General features: G+C 68.8%; 12 protein-coding genes. 6 read left to right on the top strand and 6 right to left on the bottom strand.

The window, feature by feature from the left end:
- The first annotated feature begins 22 nt into the window (after window positions 1-22).
- The 6 genes from tssF (at window position 23) to KY501_RS13580 (ending at window position 8,958) form a co-directional block, all read left to right on the top strand.
- Window positions 23-1,765 (top strand): type VI secretion system baseplate subunit TssF, encoded by a 1,743-nt coding sequence (gene tssF / locus KY501_RS13605; RefSeq protein ID WP_224363338.1) that lies wholly within the window; start codon window positions 23-25, stop codon window positions 1,763-1,765.
- The gene (tssG, locus tag KY501_RS13600) at window positions 1,729-2,958 is read left to right on the top strand and encodes a type VI secretion system baseplate subunit TssG (RefSeq protein WP_224363337.1); all 1,230 of its coding nucleotides are present in this window, start codon (window positions 1,729-1,731) and stop codon (window positions 2,956-2,958) included. Before tssF ends, tssG begins: the two co-directional genes overlap by 37 nt.
- A gap of 42 nt (window positions 2,959-3,000) precedes the next feature.
- Window positions 3,001-5,628 (top strand): type VI secretion system ATPase TssH, encoded by a 2,628-nt coding sequence (gene tssH, locus KY501_RS13595; protein ID WP_224363336.1) that lies wholly within the window; start codon window positions 3,001-3,003, stop codon window positions 5,626-5,628.
- Between the two features lie 137 nt (window positions 5,629-5,765).
- A complete protein-coding gene (locus KY501_RS13590; RefSeq protein WP_224363335.1) occupies window positions 5,766-7,376 on the top strand; it encodes a type VI secretion system-associated FHA domain protein in 1,611 nt (536 codons plus the stop codon).
- The gene (locus tag KY501_RS13585) at window positions 7,373-8,347 is read left to right on the top strand and encodes a hypothetical protein (protein WP_224363334.1); all 975 of its coding nucleotides are present in this window, start codon (window positions 7,373-7,375) and stop codon (window positions 8,345-8,347) included. The genes KY501_RS13590 and KY501_RS13585 overlap by 4 nt, the downstream gene beginning before the upstream one ends.
- Before the next feature lie 26 nt (window positions 8,348-8,373).
- Complete coding sequence (locus KY501_RS13580; RefSeq protein ID WP_224363333.1) at window positions 8,374-8,958, top strand: carboxypeptidase-like regulatory domain-containing protein; 585 nt, start codon at window positions 8,374-8,376, stop codon at window positions 8,956-8,958.
- A 12-nt stretch (window positions 8,959-8,970) separates the two neighbouring features.
- Here KY501_RS13580 and KY501_RS13575 read toward each other — a convergent pair whose 3' ends face one another.
- The 6 genes from KY501_RS13575 to dhaK all read right to left on the bottom strand — a co-directional run bounded on the left by KY501_RS13575 (window position 8,971) and on the right by dhaK (window position 16,133).
- The gene (locus tag KY501_RS13575) at window positions 8,971-10,473 is read right to left on the bottom strand and encodes an ATP-binding cassette domain-containing protein (RefSeq protein ID WP_224363332.1); all 1,503 of its coding nucleotides are present in this window, start codon (window positions 10,471-10,473) and stop codon (window positions 8,971-8,973) included.
- Between the two features lie 182 nt (window positions 10,474-10,655).
- The gene (locus tag KY501_RS13570; RefSeq protein ID WP_224363331.1) at window positions 10,656-11,018 is read right to left on the bottom strand and encodes a hypothetical protein; all 363 of its coding nucleotides are present in this window, start codon (window positions 11,016-11,018) and stop codon (window positions 10,656-10,658) included.
- 137 nt (window positions 11,019-11,155) lie between these two features.
- Window positions 11,156-11,812 (bottom strand): DUF2231 domain-containing protein, encoded by a 657-nt coding sequence (locus tag KY501_RS13565; RefSeq protein ID WP_224363330.1) that lies wholly within the window; start codon window positions 11,810-11,812, stop codon window positions 11,156-11,158.
- 163 nt (window positions 11,813-11,975) lie between these two features.
- Complete coding sequence (gene ptsP, locus KY501_RS13560; protein WP_224363329.1) at window positions 11,976-14,447, bottom strand: phosphoenolpyruvate--protein phosphotransferase; 2,472 nt, start codon at window positions 14,445-14,447, stop codon at window positions 11,976-11,978.
- A 23-nt stretch (window positions 14,448-14,470) separates the two neighbouring features.
- Window positions 14,471-15,100: a dihydroxyacetone kinase subunit DhaL gene (gene dhaL / locus KY501_RS13555; RefSeq protein ID WP_224363328.1), complete on the bottom strand. Its 630-nt coding sequence runs from the start codon at window positions 15,098-15,100 to the stop codon at window positions 14,471-14,473.
- 31 nt (window positions 15,101-15,131) lie between these two features.
- Complete coding sequence (gene dhaK / locus KY501_RS13550) at window positions 15,132-16,133, bottom strand: dihydroxyacetone kinase subunit DhaK (RefSeq protein WP_224363327.1); 1,002 nt, start codon at window positions 16,131-16,133, stop codon at window positions 15,132-15,134.
- Between the last annotated feature and the right edge of the window lie 250 nt (window positions 16,134-16,383).

Genomic DNA, 16,383 nt, shown 5'->3' with positions numbered 1-16,383 from the left:
CGGTGACAGGCGGGAGCCACGGGTGTTCAGCAAGTACTACCAGAGCGAGCTCGCATATCTTCGAGAGATGGGGAAGGCATTCGGCAGCGCCAACCCCGCGCTGGCCGGCATGCTCGTGGAGCGCGGCGGCGATCCAGACGTGGAGCGGCTGCTGGAGGGCTTCGCGTTCCTGACGGCTCGCATCCGCGAGCGCATCGACGACGCGGTGCCCGAGGTGGTCCACGGACTGGTGGACCTGTTGTTGCCGCACTACCTGCGCGTGCTGCCCGCGTGCTCGGTGGTGGAGTTCAGCCCTCATGCGCGGTTGTTGCGCGGGCGTTCGCGGATTCCCGCGGGCGCGGAGGTGGGCTCCAAGCCGGTGGATGGGACGACGTGCGTGTTCCGCACCACGCGGCCGGTGGATCTGCTGCCACTGACGCTGGTGGACACGGTGTTGGATCAGTCCACGCAACTGGCGCCGGTGCTGCGCGTGCAGTTCCAGGTGGCCGAGCAGGGGCGCAGTGAGATCTTCCAGGAGGAGGGCTTCTCGCTCTTCATCCACGGCGAGCCGGCGGTGAGCTCCACGCTGCTGGTGTGGCTGCTGCGGCACTGCAAGTCGGTGCTGGTGCGCGGCGCGGCGGGCAGCGAGCCGGTGCGGCTGCCGCCCTCGTGCGTTCGCGCGGTGGGGTTTGCTCCCGAGGATCAGCTGCTGCCGTGGCCGGCGCGCGCTCCCGAGGGCTACCGGCTGCTGCAGGAGTACTTCACGCTGCCGCAGAAATTCCTCTTCATCGAGGTGCGCGGGCTGCAGGCCGCCGCGTCCATTACGGGACAGCGGCTGGAGGTGGCCTTCGAGTTCGAGCGGCCGCCGCCGCTGCCCGGGCGCGTGCCCAAGGACATCTTCAAGCTGCACTGCGCGCCGGTGGTGAACCTGTTCACCACGTCCTCGGATCCCATCCGGGTGGGGACGATGGGGCACGAGCACCTGCTGCGCGCCGCCGGGTTGGACCCCGAGCACATGGAGGTCTACTCGGTGGACACCGTCACCGGCCTGCAAGCCGGGCGCACGGATCGGCTGGACTACCGGCCCTTCTTCGACTTTGCGCACAACCAGGGAGACAACGCGCGGTTCTTCCGGCTGCGCCGCTCGCTGTCGCCCCTCAATGACGGCATCGACACGTTCCTGTCGCTGGGCAGCCCGCGAGACGCCATGCCCACGGCGACCGAGGAGACGCTGTCCATCGATCTGACGTGCACCAACCGCTCGCTTCCCTCGCGGTTGCAGGTGGGCGATCTGAGCATGCCCACGCCCGCGTCTCCCACGACGGCGAAGTTCCGCAATCTCATGGCGGTGACCAAGCCCGTGCGGCCGCCGCTGGGCTCGGAACTGCACTGGCGGCTGCTGTCGCACCTGGCGCTGAACCAGCGCTCGTTGATGGATCCTGGAGCACTGAAGGCGCTGCTGGAGCTCTACAACTTCCAGACGACGGCGGACCAGCCGGCGGCGCGCGCCAACCAGCTCCGCGTCGAGTCCCTGCGCAACGTGACGGGCAAGCCCGCCACGCGCTTCTTGCAGGGCGCTCCCGTGCGCGGCTCCCAGGTGACGGTCGACGTGGAGGAGGCCGGCTTCACCGGGCTGGGGGACGCGTTCCTTTTCGGGGCCGTGCTGGATGAGATGTTCGCCTCCTATGTGAGCCTCAACGCCTTCAGCGAGATGAACCTGCGCATCCAACCCTCTCAGGTGGAGTACCGGTGGCCCCCACGCAACGGCCGTCAGCCGATCGTCTGAACGCGGAGGAGTCGCCAGACGAGGAGTCCGGAGAGCTCGCGACCCTGTCGCTCGCGTCCCGGCTCGAACGGCTGACGTCGGGCGCGATGCATGTGCAGGCGCAGGGGGGCGGGGATCAGACCGTCCGCTTCCGCCTGGATGCGGCGCTCCAGTTCGCCGCTGGGGACGTGCGCTTCCTGCCGCTGGTGGCGCTGCTGGAGCGGCTGACGTCGAGCGCGGTGCGCGTGGGCGGGGATGGGCCGCCCGCGGAAGAGGCCATCCGCTTCCGGCATGATCCCTCGCTCACCTTCAGCTCCGGAGACGTGAGCCAGGTGCGGCTGGTGCCGCGCGTGTCGGAGTGGGGCGACGATCAGAACGGTCCCAAGCACATCTTCGAGGTGGTGACCACGTTCCTGGGGCTCACCGGCGCTTCGTCTCCGCTGCCGGGCTACATGGTCGAGGAGATCGCCCAGGAGGATCCGGACCGGCCCCTGAGGCGGCATTTCCTGGATCTGTTCCACCACCGGCTGCTGTCGCTGCTGTACCGGGCGTTGTCCCGCTACATGCCCGAGGGCGAGGCCACGCGCGCGGGCGATGACGTGTGGTCCCGCCGCGTGCTGGCGCTGGCCGGCCTGGACACATACGAGCGCGGTCCCCTGGTGGGGCTGTCCGTGGCCCAACTGCTGCGCCTGGCTCCGCTGCTGGCCACGCGGGCCCGCACGGCTCGGACGCTGGAGCTGGCGCTGGCGGATGTGCTGCGCAACGAGCTGGGCGAGGCCCGTGTCTCCGTCCGCCAGTTCGCCGGGAGCTGGGTGGATGTAGAGACCGAGCAGCGCACCAAGCTAGGCAAACTCAACTACCAACTGGGCCGCAACGTCATGCTCGGCGGCAAGCTCTTCGATCGCGCCGGCAAGTTCATCATCGGCATCGCCCCGTTGGACGGCTCCACGTACCACCGCCTGTTGCCCGAGGGCGATCTGAGCCCGCTGGTGCGCGAGGTGGTGACGCTGGTGGTGCGCGATCCCCTCGAGTGCGCCCTGGAGCTGGGCGTGAGCGAGGAGGTGCTGGGCGCCTTCCGCCTGGGGCCCAAGGCACCGGCCAAGCTCGGACGCAATACCTATCTAGGCGGACGCCACGCCGCGGTTCCTCGCTTGAGGACTCGGATCGTTCCGCTACCGTCGCCCGTGGCCCAAGGGGCTCCAGCGAGCCCCTAGCGTTTCACAAAACCTTTCTCGCACCCGTACAGGAGCCTCCTGATGCGTGTTGAACCGAAAACCCTCGTCCGGCGTCTCACCTCCACTGCCACGCGCATGCTGGAGGGAGCCGTCGCCCGGGCGAGCAGTGCCCGCGCCTACGAGATCATCCCCGAGCACATGCTCCGCCAGTTGTTGGAGGACGAGGAGGGCGAGGCCTCGCTCATCCTTCGTCAGTTCCAGGTGGATCGCACCAAGGTCCTGACGCGCGTGGAGGACACGCTGCGCGCGCTGCGCTCGGGCAATGCCGCCCGGCCGGTGTTCTCCGAGAGCCTCTTCCAGTGGTTCGAGGACGCGTGGCTGCTGGCCTCGCTGGAGCACGGCGCCCTGCGGCTGCGCTCGGGCGCTCTGATGGCGCAGTGGATCGCCCGGTCGGCTCGCTACTCGGCGGAGTCGTACCCGGAGCTGGATGCCATCTCCACCGAGGCGCTCAAGAAGTCCTTCGAAGAGGTGGTGAGCACCTCCAAGGAGGCCTCGGAGGTGGCTGCCGCGGGTGCGGCGGCGGCTCCGGCGGGTGGAGCTCCGGCGCCTCGCGGCGAGGAGGCGCTCTCGCGCTTCACCACCTCGTTCACGGCGAAGGCGCGTGACGGGAAGATCGATCCCATCTTCGGCCGCGATCGCGAGGTGCGTCAGGTGATCGACGTGCTCTCCCGGCGCCGGAAGAACAACCCGATCATCGTGGGCGAGCCGGGCGTGGGCAAGACGGCGCTGGTGGAGGGCCTGGCGCTGGCCATCGTCAAGGGAGACGTGCCCGAGTCCCTGAAGAACGTCGATCTGCTCGGCCTGGATCTCGGCCTGCTGCAGGCGGGCGCGGGAGTGAAGGGTGAGTTCGAGAACCGGCTCAAGGCCGTCATCTCCGAGGTGAAGGCTTCACCCAAGCCGATCATCCTCTTCATCGACGAGGCGCACACGCTCATCGGCGCGGGCGGGCCGCAGGGCGGCGGAGACGCGGCGAACCTGCTCAAGCCGGAGCTGGCGCGCGGCGAGCTGCGCACCGTGGCCGCCACCACCTGGACCGAGTACAAGAAGTACTTCGAGAAGGATCCCGCCCTGGAGCGCCGCTTCCAGCCGGTGAAGGTGGACGAGCCCTCGGAGAAGGACGCGGTGCTGATGATCCGCGGCCTGCGCGCCGTCTACGAGAAGGCCCACAACGTCACCATCCGCGAGGAGGCCGTGGTAGCCGCGGTGGAGCTGTCGCACCGCTACATCTCCGGCCGCCTGCTGCCGGACAAGGCGGTGGACCTGCTGGACACGGCGGCCGCGCGCGTGAAGCTGGAGCAGCACGCCCGGCCGGACGAGCTGGTGGAGCTGGAGGCGAAGCTGGCCTCGCTGGAGAGCGAGAAGGCCGCCCGCGATCGCGAGCTGGCCGCCGGACAGAAGCCGCCGCCGGAGGATGAGACGCCGGTGGAGGAGCGCCTCAAGGCCGTGCAGGATCAGGTAGCGACGATCCGCGGGCGCTGGGAGGAGCAGCGCACCGCCGTGGAGACGCTGAGCAAGGCCGTGGCGGAGCTGAACACCGCCAAGGAGCCCGCGGACAAGGAGAAGTTCAAGGCCCAGGTGGCGCAGGCGCGCGAGACGCTCCAGCGCCTGGGCGGCGAGTCTCCCATGGTGCACGCGGACGTGGACGCGGACGTGGTGGCCCGCGTGGTGGCCGGGTGGACGGGCATCCCCGTGGGGAAGATGCGCTCCAGCTCGCTCACCGCCGTGCTCAACCTGGAGGAGACGCTGCGCGGACGCGTGCGAGGCCAGGACATGGCGCTGCGCACGGTGGCCGAGACGGTGCGCGCATCCACCGCGGGCATCCGCAACCCGAACACCCCCATCGGCGTGCTGCTCTTCGTAGGCACCAGCGGCGTGGGCAAGACGGAGACGGCGCTGGCCCTGGCGGACGCCCTCTATGGTGGCGAGCGCTTCCTCACCACGATCAACATGTCCGAGTTCCAGGAGAAGCACACGGTGTCGCGCCTGATCGGCTCGCCGCCGGGCTACGTGGGCTACGGCGAGGGCGGCATGCTTACGGAGGCCGTGCGCCAGCGCCCGTACTCCGTGGTGCTCCTGGACGAGTGCGAAAAGGCGGACCCCGAGGTCCTCAACCTCTTCTACCAGGTGTTCGACAAGGGCGTGCTCAATGACGGCGAGGGCCGCACGGTGGACTTCAAGAACACCATCGTCATCCTCACCAGCAACCTGGCCACGGACGTGATCACCCAGATGTTCCAGGCCCCCGAGCCGCCGACCATCGAGGCCGTGCGCGAGGCCATCAAGCCGGCGCTCACCAAGCACTTCAAGCCGGCGCTGCTGGCGCGCATGTCCGTGGTGCCCTACGTGCCCATCGCGAAGGACATCCTCAAGGACATCGCCGCCATGAAGCTCAACTCGCTGGCGGGCCGGCTGCACACCTCGCACCGCATCAAGACGGAGTTCGCACCCGAGGTGCTGGAGGAGTTCGCTCGGCGTTGCACGGACATGGACTCGGGCGCCCGCAACGTGGACCACGTGCTGCGCGCCTCGCTCATGCCCCAGTTGTCCCGGGAGCTGCTCGAGCACCTGGCTGGCGGCACGACGCCTACCCACCTGCGTGTGGGTCTGAGCCCCAGTGGAGACTGGGACCTGGCCTTCTCCAACGCCTGATAATAGGGGGGGACAGCGCGTTTCAGCACGCGTAAAAAGGGGGCCCCGGGGGATCCGGAGGCCCCCTTTGGCGTTCTTGCTTCCTCTTCGCGGGGCACCCCCTTGGCTGCCTCGGCCATTCGGCATAGGAGAAGGTCATGCTTCCCCTGGTGATCCGCATCAAGGACGTGGAGTCCAAGCCGCCGATGGAGAAGCAGTACGTCTTCACCACGTCCCCGGTGCGCATCGGCCGCAACCAGCTCAACGACATCTCCATCTCCCGGCCCTTCGTGTCGCTGTTTCATGCGCTCGTGCGCTTCGACAAGGGCTCCATCTCCATCGTGGATCTCGGGTCCACCAACGGCGTCATCGTCGGGGGCAAGCGCATCGAGAAGAACGTGCCGGCCCGTGTCGTGCCGGGCATGGAGGTGTCCATCGGCTCGGTGCACTTCGAGTTCTCCCGCGACTCCAAGGCGGTGAAGGACAACGGGGGCCGGCTCACCCAGTTCCGCGCGCTGGCGGACATCATGAGCGAGGGGACCGGAAAGGGAGAGGCGCTCAGCTTCAAGCCCACCCCCGTCCAGGACCGCAAGCTGGAGCAGCGCACCTCGCTCCTGCCGAGCCTCGACAGCCTCCTGGAGCAGGAGGAGGAAGTCACCAACAGGAGCCCTCGGACGATCATCTCTCAGGCCATTCCGGACGGAGATGGGGATACGGCGGACGGGAGCGAGGAGGCCACGTCCCTGGATCTGCGCACGGTCCGCGAGGACGAGGCGCCGGGGCCGAAGAAGCCCGCGCCCATTCCTCCTCCCGCCCTGGTGCGGAAGAAGACGGTGGGCAGCATCCCGGTGCTGTTGCCCCAGGCGCCGGGCGGGGCCGCGGCGCTCCAGAGCACCATCCAGCAGCTCGTGCCGCTGTACAACGCGTACCGCACCTCCTGGAAGATGCTGCACCAGGGGCTGGCTCGGGGCGTGGACACTCTGCCGGAGCAGGATCGCGGCCAGCTGATTGCTCAGCTCCAGCGCCGCATGCCGGAGATGGCGCAGGAGCCCATGTTCCAGGAGATCGCCAAGAACGTGGGGCGCCCCGTCCAGGTGGAGCCCCTCACGGGAGGGGCCGCGCCCGCGGGAGGCCCGGGCAACCGGGTGGATGTGGTGGCCCGGGAGCAGCTGAACCGGTTCGTCCGCTCGTACCTGTCCGACAACCGCGGGCTGCAGTCCGAGGAGGACATCGGGCGCTTCCTGGAGCACCTGGCGGATGTGCTGGAGACGTTCGGGAAGGCCTTCATCGAGTTGCGGCAGGGGCACGATCAGTTCGGCCAGCAGATGGCGGTGCCCGTCACCAACGATCAGAACCCGCTCACGCGGATGCGGAGCACGCGCGAGATCCTGCGCTACCTGCTGGACTTCCGGGTGCCCGAGGGTGCCAGCCGCGTGCAGGAGCTCATGGGCGGCTTCGTGGACGTGATGATCCACCAGATCGCGCTGCTCAACGGCATGCGCGAGGGCGTGAAGGGGCTGTTGCAGCGGCTGAGCCCGGAGTTCCTGAGCCGGGGCGTGAGTGGCATCTGGCCCTTCAACCTGTCGAAGCAGTGGGACAAGTATACGGAGCAGCACCGCGCCTTCCTGGAGGAGGAGCGGGAGCTGACGGCCGTCCTGTTTGGGCCCGAGTTCGCCAAGGCGTACCTCGCCATCGTGGGCGACGCGGCGAAGGGGGGCGCGGGCGAGGGCGACGATTCGGATGCGGGCGAGTCCGAGGAGGAATCATGACGTCGAAGGGGATGCGCGGGGTTTGGGCCCTGCGGTGGTTGCTGGTGGGGCTGGGAGTGGCGAGCCTGAGCTGCAAGCACGAGGCTCCGGTGCGCGAGCCGGTGGTGCGGGCGCTGTGCTTCTCGGAGCTGCCGTCGACCATGCGGGTGGTCTCTCCGGCGGTGTGGAAGCCCGAGGCGCTCTTCCAACTGCTGATCAACGGGTATGAGCAGTCGACGGGCCGGGTGCCGCTGCCTCCCACGGACTGCATGGGCACGCCGATCCTCTGGCAGGACCCGGCGCCGGGCGAGTGCGCGGTGACGGAGCCCGAGGGCACGCCGCTGCCCATCCAGCCGCTCACGGTGGATGAGATGATCATCACCGAGATGCGGCTGGACCTGAAGCTGGTGTGGGCGATCGTCCGGCGGTTCTCGAATGGGGAGGCCATCGGCCCGGTGGCGCTGGTGGAGGCCACGCCGCGAGGACTGGCGGTGCGAGCGCTGGGGACGCTGAAGGCGTTGCCGAAGAGCACGCGGCTGCGCCTGGAGCGCATCAACGGCATCGAGGTGCTGCTGGTGGATGGCGAGCGGTGCTGGGGCAAGGACGATCCGAAGACGTGCCAGCGAATGATCCGGCTCATGCCGCTGCGGGGGAACCGGTTCGTCGCGGAGCCGCTGGTGGGACAGGACGGCAAGTGCCTGCAGCCGGCGAACATCGCCCTGAGCCGCAACGGTGTGCAGACGCTGCCCAGCCGGTGGCTGCGCAAGTACGAGTTCTCCGCGGCACTGACGGTTGCTCCGGATGGGATTCACGTGGCGGAGCAGATCGCCGCGAAGGACAACGATCCGAAGCAGCCCACGTCTCCGGCGCGGCTGTTCCGCAAGGCGCAGGACGAGCGGCTCATCCAGGTGAACCAGAGCCGGATGTCGGTGGACAGGCCCTCGGTGTGGACGCAGCTGCTGGAGCCCGGGGCGACCGAGGTGCTGCCGTAGGGTAGACTGAGGGCCAGGGGAGACCCATGGCGGACAACGCAGGCTACCGGCGGACGTGGAGGTTGCGAGGGTTGATGGACGAGTATCTCGTCGTCCGGAGCCTGGAGCTGCACTCCTCGGAGGACGGACAGCGGATCCCGGCGAACACCGTCAGCTGGCGGCTGCGCGGGCTGAGGGGAGATTCGGCGGCGGAGCGGACGCTGCTGGAGGTCTACGGTGCGCTGGGAGGGCAGCAGCGCTCGGGGCCCTCCATGTTCGAGCGGCGCCAGTTCCTCGAGCAGATGTGGCTGGAGCTGGAGGGCGCGTTCGAGAGCGGACGGCTGGCGCTGCTCCGGGTGCCTCGGCCGGTGTTCATCCTCCCGGAGCGTGAGAAGGCGGAGGAGGATGACTGGAAGAACGACTCCGAGCCCACGAGCTGGGTGGGAATCCAGCTCGAGGACGAGGAGGGTGAACCGGTCGCGGGGCAGCGTGTGCGGCTGAAGCTGCCGGATGGATCGGTGCGCGAGCGCGTGTCCGACGACAGGGGCCGTATCCGGGTGGACGGCGTTCCCCCTGGCAACTGCCAGGTGGAGTTCGTCGGGATTGATGGGAGTGACTGGCGCGCGGCGTGAGCGCGGGTTTCCTCAGTCGGTGGACATCGTGATCGTCCTTCCGGATACGAGCCACCGCTCCGTGGTGCACTGACGCGCGAAGTGCGTGTCGTGTGTCACCAGCAGCAACGCTCCCGGGTATTCGCGAAGAGCCGCCTCCAGCCGCTCGATGGAGGGCAGATCCAGGTGGTTGGTGGGCTCGTCCAGCACCAGCGCCCAGGCGTGCTGCCCCAGGCCCTGGGCCATCAGCAGCTTGCGCGTCTCTCCTGGTGACGGCTGCTCCGAAGCCAGCAACCGCTCGGGATCCACTCCCAGCGCGGCTACCAGGGACAACACCCGCCCTCGCTGTTCGGGCGGCAGTGCTCGTACCGTCTCGAGCGCAGCCGTGGCTTCTTCTGCTCCCACGTCCTGTGGCAGGTAGAGCACCCGCTCCAGCGGCACCCGGGCATGGGTGAGCAGCGCTCTCAGCAGCGTCGTCTTCCCGGCCCCGTTCGGCCCTTCGATCCGGATACGGCTCTCCCGGCCGACCGAGAGGGTGAGCGGCTCCAACAACTCCACATCCCCCGCGCGCAGCGGCGCATTCTCCAGGGTGAACAGCCACGGGTTCGGAGAGCGCACGTAGTCCACGAAGACCGAACGTCCCACCGTCTTGTCCACCTGGAACTCGCCTATGGCCTCCGCGGCTCGCTCCGTCTCCCGCCGCAGCACTCCCACGTTGGTCCCCAGCCGGTCCTCCGCCCAGCTCGCGAGCGTGGTGGCTCCCATCCCACGCGCGTCGCTGTCGTACTTGTTCCTCATCCGCCGGCCCGTGCTCTTCTGCGCCGCGGCAGCCTGTTGATCCCGGCGAGCCTGGTCGAGCTGCCGTTGCAATCGGCGATGGTGCTCCTGCGCCTGTTGCCGGGAGGCGAGCTGGCCCTCACGCTCGGACTCCCAGTGCTGCTGCGCAGCGGAGTATGCCCCGGGCCAGAGTCGAGCTCCGCCTGCGTGGACGCGCAGCGTCGAGGTGGTCAGCTCCTCCAGCAGCGTTCGATCGTGTGAGACGACGATCCCGATGCCTCGGAAGCGCCGCAACGCAGAGATGAGCCACCCGCGCGCCTCCGCGTCCAGGTGGTTGGTGGGCTCGTCGAGCAGCAGCACGTCCGGCTCGCTCGCGAGCGCCGCGCCGATCTGCCACCGCTTGCGCTCGCCCGGCGACAGCGTGGACCAGCGCTCCAGCGCGCCGGGCTCCAGCCCGAGCTGCCCGAGCACCCGCCGGGACACCGAATCCCACGCCTCCGCGAAGGCGCTGATCTCCGGGCTCAGCTCCTCCACGCTCTGAGGACAGAGCCGAACGGCGGGATCACGAGGCTCGTATTGGAAGTGCCCCTCGGTGGGTTTCAGCTCGCCCGAGAGCACCCGGAGCAACGTGGACTTGCCGGCGCCATTGGCACCCACGAGCCCCGTCCAGCCAGGCGAGAGGTGGAACTCCACGTCGGTCAGCAGGGAGACAGCATCCGAATAAGCGAAAGACACGCCGTGCGCGCGAAGGGATGACATGAAGGAACTCCTGAATCCGGTCGAGCGCAGGGCTCGACGAAGGGAAGGCTCGGGGCCGCGGATTTCAGGAGTTCATCTTCAATGGAGTATCAACCTCGCACAGGTCGGAGACGGCGAAAGATATAGGCTCAAGCCGTCCCGCATGCAACCCCCTGCATGTGACGACGATTCCGCGCCCTCTGTCAGTGCGCGGTCGCGGGCTGCGGATGGCGAGACAGGCGCCACGCCCCCACGGAGGCGAAGATCGCCGACATCACGCTGAGCAGCAGCGCCAGCGCGACGTTGTTCAGCGACTCCTTCACCCCCAGGGTGAGGACGATCGGGTCACGGACAGCCTCGCTCGCGTAGTAGGTCAGGCAGGTCATGACTCCCGTGATGAAGCCAAGGCCGCCCGCGAGGAGCGTGAACACACCAAGTGACAACAACAGCGGTACGTACCGGCGCTCGGGACGGCGCGAGTACTGGATGCTCGCGGCCAACAGCGCCAGTCCGGCCAACAGCGTGGGGTACATCCCAAAGCCACCCTCGATGAATGCGTTCACCATGCTCGTCCCTCCGTGCTGCGAGTCTTCGGAGGTGAAGACACCGCAGCGGCTTTTGGGTTCACGAGCGGCTCATTTTTTTTTCCGAGCCCATGGGGTCCATGCACTGACCGAGGTGGTGCAGGGTGCGAGGCCTGGCCTCAGTGAAGGTGGACCCGGCTCTCCGGTGAGGAGTTGCCGCTGGCCACGGCGGGAGGGAACTCCTCGTTGGGGCGGAGGCCCTCGGCGCCCGGAGCCAGAGGCTGATCGCCGGTGATGAGGCTCTTTGCCCGGGTGAACAGCCAGCGCACGCCCTGGAGCGCGTCGCGCACGAGCGCGGCGGGCGCCTCGCGAGACAGGAGCCTGGGGCCCTTCGTCGTTCCCGAGGCGACTCCCTCCGGCATCGGGTTGATGCCCACTCCCAGTTCGTAGACCATCTTACCGCCCAGACTGGCGGTGTAGATCGCCGCCATGTTGGCCACCACGCCGAGCAGGGCCTGGCCGAGCGTGGGGGGACGCCGCAACCGCCACAGCGTCACGCCAATGGCACTCACGGTGATGACGGCGTTGCCCAGCCCGTGGAGGAACGTCATGTCTCGCGCCTGCGGTGGGTCGAGCTTCACCTCCTGCGAGGCGGCCAACCCAGCCAGGCCCGAGAAGAGGGCGCTCGCCGCGCCGGCGATCCAGAGCCTGCGGCCTACCCGGGCCCAGGCGGGATCTCCGCTCAAGACCGCGATCAGATCAGCAGTGGTGGCCGTGGGCAGCAAGACCAGCGGGGCATGGACCACGGACGGGTGCAACTCGTGCAGCAGCATCATGGGAGCTCCCCCTGTTGTGCGTGGGAGCGCTCACGGCGCGCACCGTGTCAGCCTCCCGTTGCTGGGAGGGTAGGCACGCCGATGCCCTTTGACGCTGCTGCGGCATGGCATGGCAGCTCGCCTCCTTGCCGATGGGGTAGGGGACGAGCAGGCGCTTGCCGGCTCAGGGGCCTAGAAGACGCCTCACCTCCGCCGCGCTGGGGCAGGCGAGCGCTTGCTGGGCCAGCGTCCGCGCTTCTGCCGCATGACAGGTGCGGAGGGCCTGCTTCACGGCAGCGATTGCGGGAGCACTCATGCTCAGCTCATCCACGCCGAGCCCGACGAGCAGGGGAGTGGCCAGCACGTCTCCAGCCAGCTCACCGCAGATGCCCACCCACCGGCCCCGGGCGTGTGCCGCCTCGACCACTCGAGCCACTGTTTGCAGCAACGCCGGGTGCAGCGCATCCGCCAGGTGAGCCACGCTGGCGTTGCCTCGCTCCGCGGCGAACAGGTACTGCGTCAGGTCATTCGTCCCGAGGGAGAAGAAGCTGGCCTCCTCCGCCAGGTGGGGCGCCAGGAGCGCCGCGGAGGGAACTTCGAGCATGAGCCCCACCTCCGTGCGTGCAGCCTCGGGGAAGGCACGGGCTGCTTCGTTCCAGAGGGCGCGAGCCTCTCGCCATTCCTCGAGCGTCGTCACCATGGGGAACATGACGCGGATGGGATGTTCTGCCGCGGCGCGCGCGATGGCTCGGAGCTGGATCGAGAAGAGCTCTCGGTGGGCGAGGCAGAAGCGCAGGCCTCGCAGGCCGAGGAAGGGATTGGCCTCGCTCCTCATGCCGAGATAGGGCAGGGGTTTGTCGCCTCCGATGTCCAGGGTGCGGATGATCAGCGATCGGCCCTCCAGTGCCTCGGCCGCATCGCGATAGGCCTGATACTGCTCGTCCTCATCCGGTGCCGCCGGCCGCCCCAGGAAGAGGAACTCGGTGCGGAAGAGGCCTACGCCTTCGGCTCCAGCCTCGACCGCGGATCGGGCCTCGGCCGCGTTGCTGATGTTGGCGGCTACCTCCACCTGGCGTCCGTCACGGGTGAGGGCCGGTTGAGCGCGCAGCTCGAGGGCCGCCTTCCGGGAGCGCTCCTCCTCTTTGACGCGCTGCTGGTACTGAGCCAGCAACTCCTCCTCGGGTCGGGGGCACACGCGCCCCGCCGTGGCGTCCACGATGAGGGGCGTGCCCTCAGACACTTGTAGGATCGCGTCTCCCAGGCCGAACACAGCGGCGATGCCCAGCGAGCGCGCCAGGATGGCCGCGTGGCTGGTGGCCGCCCCACGTGCCGCGCACAGCCCCTGGACACTGCGCGCGTCCAGCCGAGCCACGTCCGAGGGCGCGAAGTCCCTGGCGATCAAGATGCCCGAGAGCGCGAGGTTCCCGGCCAGAGGAGCGGCGCCCCCCAGAACCGCTGAGACCTGGCGCCCCACGTCGCGGACATCGGCCGCTCGGGAGCGCAGGAGTTCATCCTCCTGCGCCTCATAGCGAAGGGCCATCGCCTCCACGGCCCCATTCCACGCTGAGAGGGCGCTTCGGGCCCTGGCATGGAGTGCTTCGTGCGCTGCTCGGAGCAGCACATCATCTCCCAGCAGCAGGAGGTGGCCCTCGAAGATCCCCGCGGTCTGACTGCCCGAACGCAGGGCCACGGAGGCACGCATTGCCGTCAGTTCCTTCCGCACGGTGGCGAGCGCCCGCTGCAGCCGGGTCCACTCCTCCTGCGGTGACGCGGCCGCCCCCGTGTCTCTCTCCTCTGCTGGAGGATGGAGCAGCACCGCCGGGCCGATAGCGATGCCCGGAGCGGCAGGGATGCCCGTGAGCCACGGTGAGGAGTCTTCCTGCGCCGGTGGAGAGCTCCGTTGCGGGACAGGAGGACGCGGCGCGGCCGGCTCATCTCCGAAGTTGATGGCGGCCAGCTGGCGCAGTGCCTCCAGCGCGGAGGTGGCCTCCGGACCCGTGGCGATGAACTCCACCTCGTGCCCCTGGCGTACCCCCAGCATCATCACCGAGTTGATGCTCCGGGCCTCCACCGCTTCGCTGTGGGTGGTGAGGTTGCGCAGCCGGAGATCTCCGGTGAACCGCATCGCCGTCTGAGCCAGTCGCGCGGCCGGGCGGACATGCAGGCCGAGCGCGTTGGGCACGGTGAGGCGCAGCGTGAGCTCGGGCCCGCTCGTGGTCCGCGCAGGCGGGGTAGGGCGCGGCGCAGGTTCCACGAGTTGCTCCTGCTTGGCCCTCAGCGCCCCACGAGCCTCCGCGGCCACCTGCTCCAGCGTGGCTCCGCCGCGCGCCTGTGCCGCCGCAGCCACCGCGCCCTCGACCAGCGGCGCGCCACAGAGCACCACTCGCTCACGGTACTCGGGAGGGAGCAGGTCCAGCGCCAGCTCGGCGTTCAGCACCGCGCTCCCGAGATCCATCAAGACCACCACGCCCGCATCCGAGTACACGCGCTCGATGGCCTGCATCACCCGGGTGGCATCGGTCCCCAGCGGCGAGTCCGGTCCCTCGAGCCCTCCCGCGGTGGCGATGCGAGCCTCGGGGCCGGCCATCTCTCGCGCGAGCTCCGCCACGCCTTCGGCCAGCCGGCTGCTGTGCGAGACGATGACGAGTCCAACCATGGCGCGAGTCTCGGTGGCGGAGGTCAACCCAGGGTCCTGGCGGCGCATTGGATCAGCAGGAGCGACGACGTGGCTCCCGGATCCGGGTGGCCCGCGCTGCGCTCACCCAGGTAGCTGGCCCGGCCCTTGCGCGCCACCAGGGGAATGGTGGCCTGACGGCCCTGCTCGGCCGCCGTGGCCGCCTTGTTCAGCGCATCCTTCAGCTCCGCTCCCTGCCCGAGCGCCTGTTGGAACGCCTCGATCGCCGGGTGCAGCGCATCGATCATCGTCTTGTCTCCGAGGGCCGCCTTGCCTCGCGAGATGACGCCATCGATGCCGGCCTTCAGTGCCTCGGCCAGCTCCGAGGGCGTCAGCTCCTGCTTGCCAGCGGTCCGCGTCGCCATCTGCAGGAACAGCGTCCCATAGAGCGGTCCGCTCGCCCCACCCACGGTGGAGATCAGCGTCATGGCCACCGTCTTCAACAGGGTGCCGATGTCCTGCTCCGCCACGGCCGGGAGCTTGAGCCGCACTGCCTGGAAGCCGCGGTGCATGTTCTCCCCGTGGTCTCCATCGCCAATGGCCATGTCGAGCTGCGTGAGGGCGTCCTTCTGCTCGGCGATGGCGGCCGCGTATGCCTGGATCCACTGTGCGATGGCGTCTCGGGTGATGGGCATGGTTCGGTGGACTCGGAGGAAGGGAGAAGGCTCAGACGCCCCAGCGCAGGGCCGGGGTCTTCACGGGTGCGTCCCACAGCCGGATGAGCTCGTCATCCACTCGCAGCAGGGTGACGGAGCACCCCGCCATCTCCAGGGACGTGATGTAGGAACCCACGAGGTTGCGAGCGATCCGGATCCCCTTGGCCTCCAGGATTCGAGCCACCTCGGCATAGAGGATGTACAGCTCGATCAAGGGCGTGCCGCCCATGCCGTTGACGAAGGCCAGCACCGAGTCGCCCGACTTGAAGGGCAGATCGCCCAGGATGGGCTCCACCAGCATCGCGGCCACCTCGGAGGCAGGAGCCAGCTTCACCCGCTGGCGGCCGGGCTCGCCGTGGATGCCGATGCCCAGCTCCATCTCATCCTCGGCCAGCTCGAAGGTGGGCTTGCCCGCATGAGGCACGGTGCACGAGGTGAGCGCCATGCCCATGCTGCGGCCCTGCGCATTCACCTTGCGAGCAATCTCCGCCACCTCCTTCAACGGGCGACGCTGCTCCGCGGCCGCACCGGCCAGCTTCTCCACCAGGACGGTGACACCCACGCCGCGCCGCCCCGCGGTGTACAGGCTGTCCTGCACGGCCACGTCGTCATTGGTGAGCACCTGCTCCACCTCGATGCCTTCGGCGCGAGCCAGCTCGGCGGCCATCTCGAAGTTCAGGCAGTCACCCGTGTAGTTCTTCACGATGTGCAGCACGCCCGTGCCGCCATTCACGGCCTGGGACGCCGCGAGCATCTGATCCGGAGTGGGGGAGGTGAACACCGCGCCGGGGCAGGCCGCGTCCAGCATGCCCAGGCCCACGAAGCCGCCGTGCATGGGCTCATGTCCCGAGCCTCCGCCCGAGAGGATTCCCACCTTGCCGCGCACTGGCGCGTCCTTGCGGACCACGTAGTGGGGCTCGAAGTTCACCCGGACCAGATCCCCGTGAGCGGCGGCCATGCCGCGCAGCGCATCAGTGACCACGTCTTGCGGACGGTTGATCAGCTTCTTCATGGCTCACCCCGGAATAGGCACCCGTAGCCCAGGGAACTTGTAGGACGATCGGCCGCCCACGTCTCGCGGATTTGAGGGGTGCTCCCCTCACTCTGAGGGGGGCCGTCACACCAGCAACATCCCGCCTGGGGTAAACCAGCAATCCATTAAATCCATGATTTTTATGGAAAATGGAATATTCCGGGCAGGGGCGTGGAAATTGCTCAGGGTCACTGCATTCACCTGCCTCGCCCCTGCGGGATGGCGAGGC

This window comes from Hyalangium versicolor (assembly GCF_020103695.1).
In the GTDB taxonomy this organism is placed as follows: domain Bacteria; phylum Myxococcota; class Myxococcia; order Myxococcales; family Myxococcaceae; genus Hyalangium; species Hyalangium versicolor.
This window is presented reverse-complemented; position numbering and strand designations above follow the sequence as displayed.

Coding starts and splice junctions, on each gene's coding strand:
- KY501_RS13570 (WP_224363331.1), bottom strand. CDS start 11,018: ATGGTGAACGCATTCATCGAGGGTGGCTTTGGGATGTACCCCACGCTG.
- KY501_RS13590 (WP_224363335.1), top strand. CDS start 5,766: ATGCTTCCCCTGGTGATCCGCATCAAGGACGTGGAGTCCAAGCCGCCG.
- KY501_RS13580 (WP_224363333.1), top strand. CDS start 8,374: ATGGCGGACAACGCAGGCTACCGGCGGACGTGGAGGTTGCGAGGGTTG.
- dhaK (WP_224363327.1), bottom strand. CDS start 16,133: ATGAAGAAGCTGATCAACCGTCCGCAAGACGTGGTCACTGATGCGCTG.
- KY501_RS13585 (WP_224363334.1), top strand. CDS start 7,373: ATGACGTCGAAGGGGATGCGCGGGGTTTGGGCCCTGCGGTGGTTGCTG.
- KY501_RS13575 (WP_224363332.1), bottom strand. CDS start 10,473: ATGTCATCCCTTCGCGCGCACGGCGTGTCTTTCGCTTATTCGGATGCT.
- dhaL (WP_224363328.1), bottom strand. CDS start 15,100: ATGCCCATCACCCGAGACGCCATCGCACAGTGGATCCAGGCATACGCG.
- KY501_RS13565 (WP_224363330.1), bottom strand. CDS start 11,812: ATGATGCTGCTGCACGAGTTGCACCCGTCCGTGGTCCATGCCCCGCTG.
- ptsP (WP_224363329.1), bottom strand. CDS start 14,447: ATGGTTGGACTCGTCATCGTCTCGCACAGCAGCCGGCTGGCCGAAGGC.
- tssH (WP_224363336.1), top strand. CDS start 3,001: ATGCGTGTTGAACCGAAAACCCTCGTCCGGCGTCTCACCTCCACTGCC.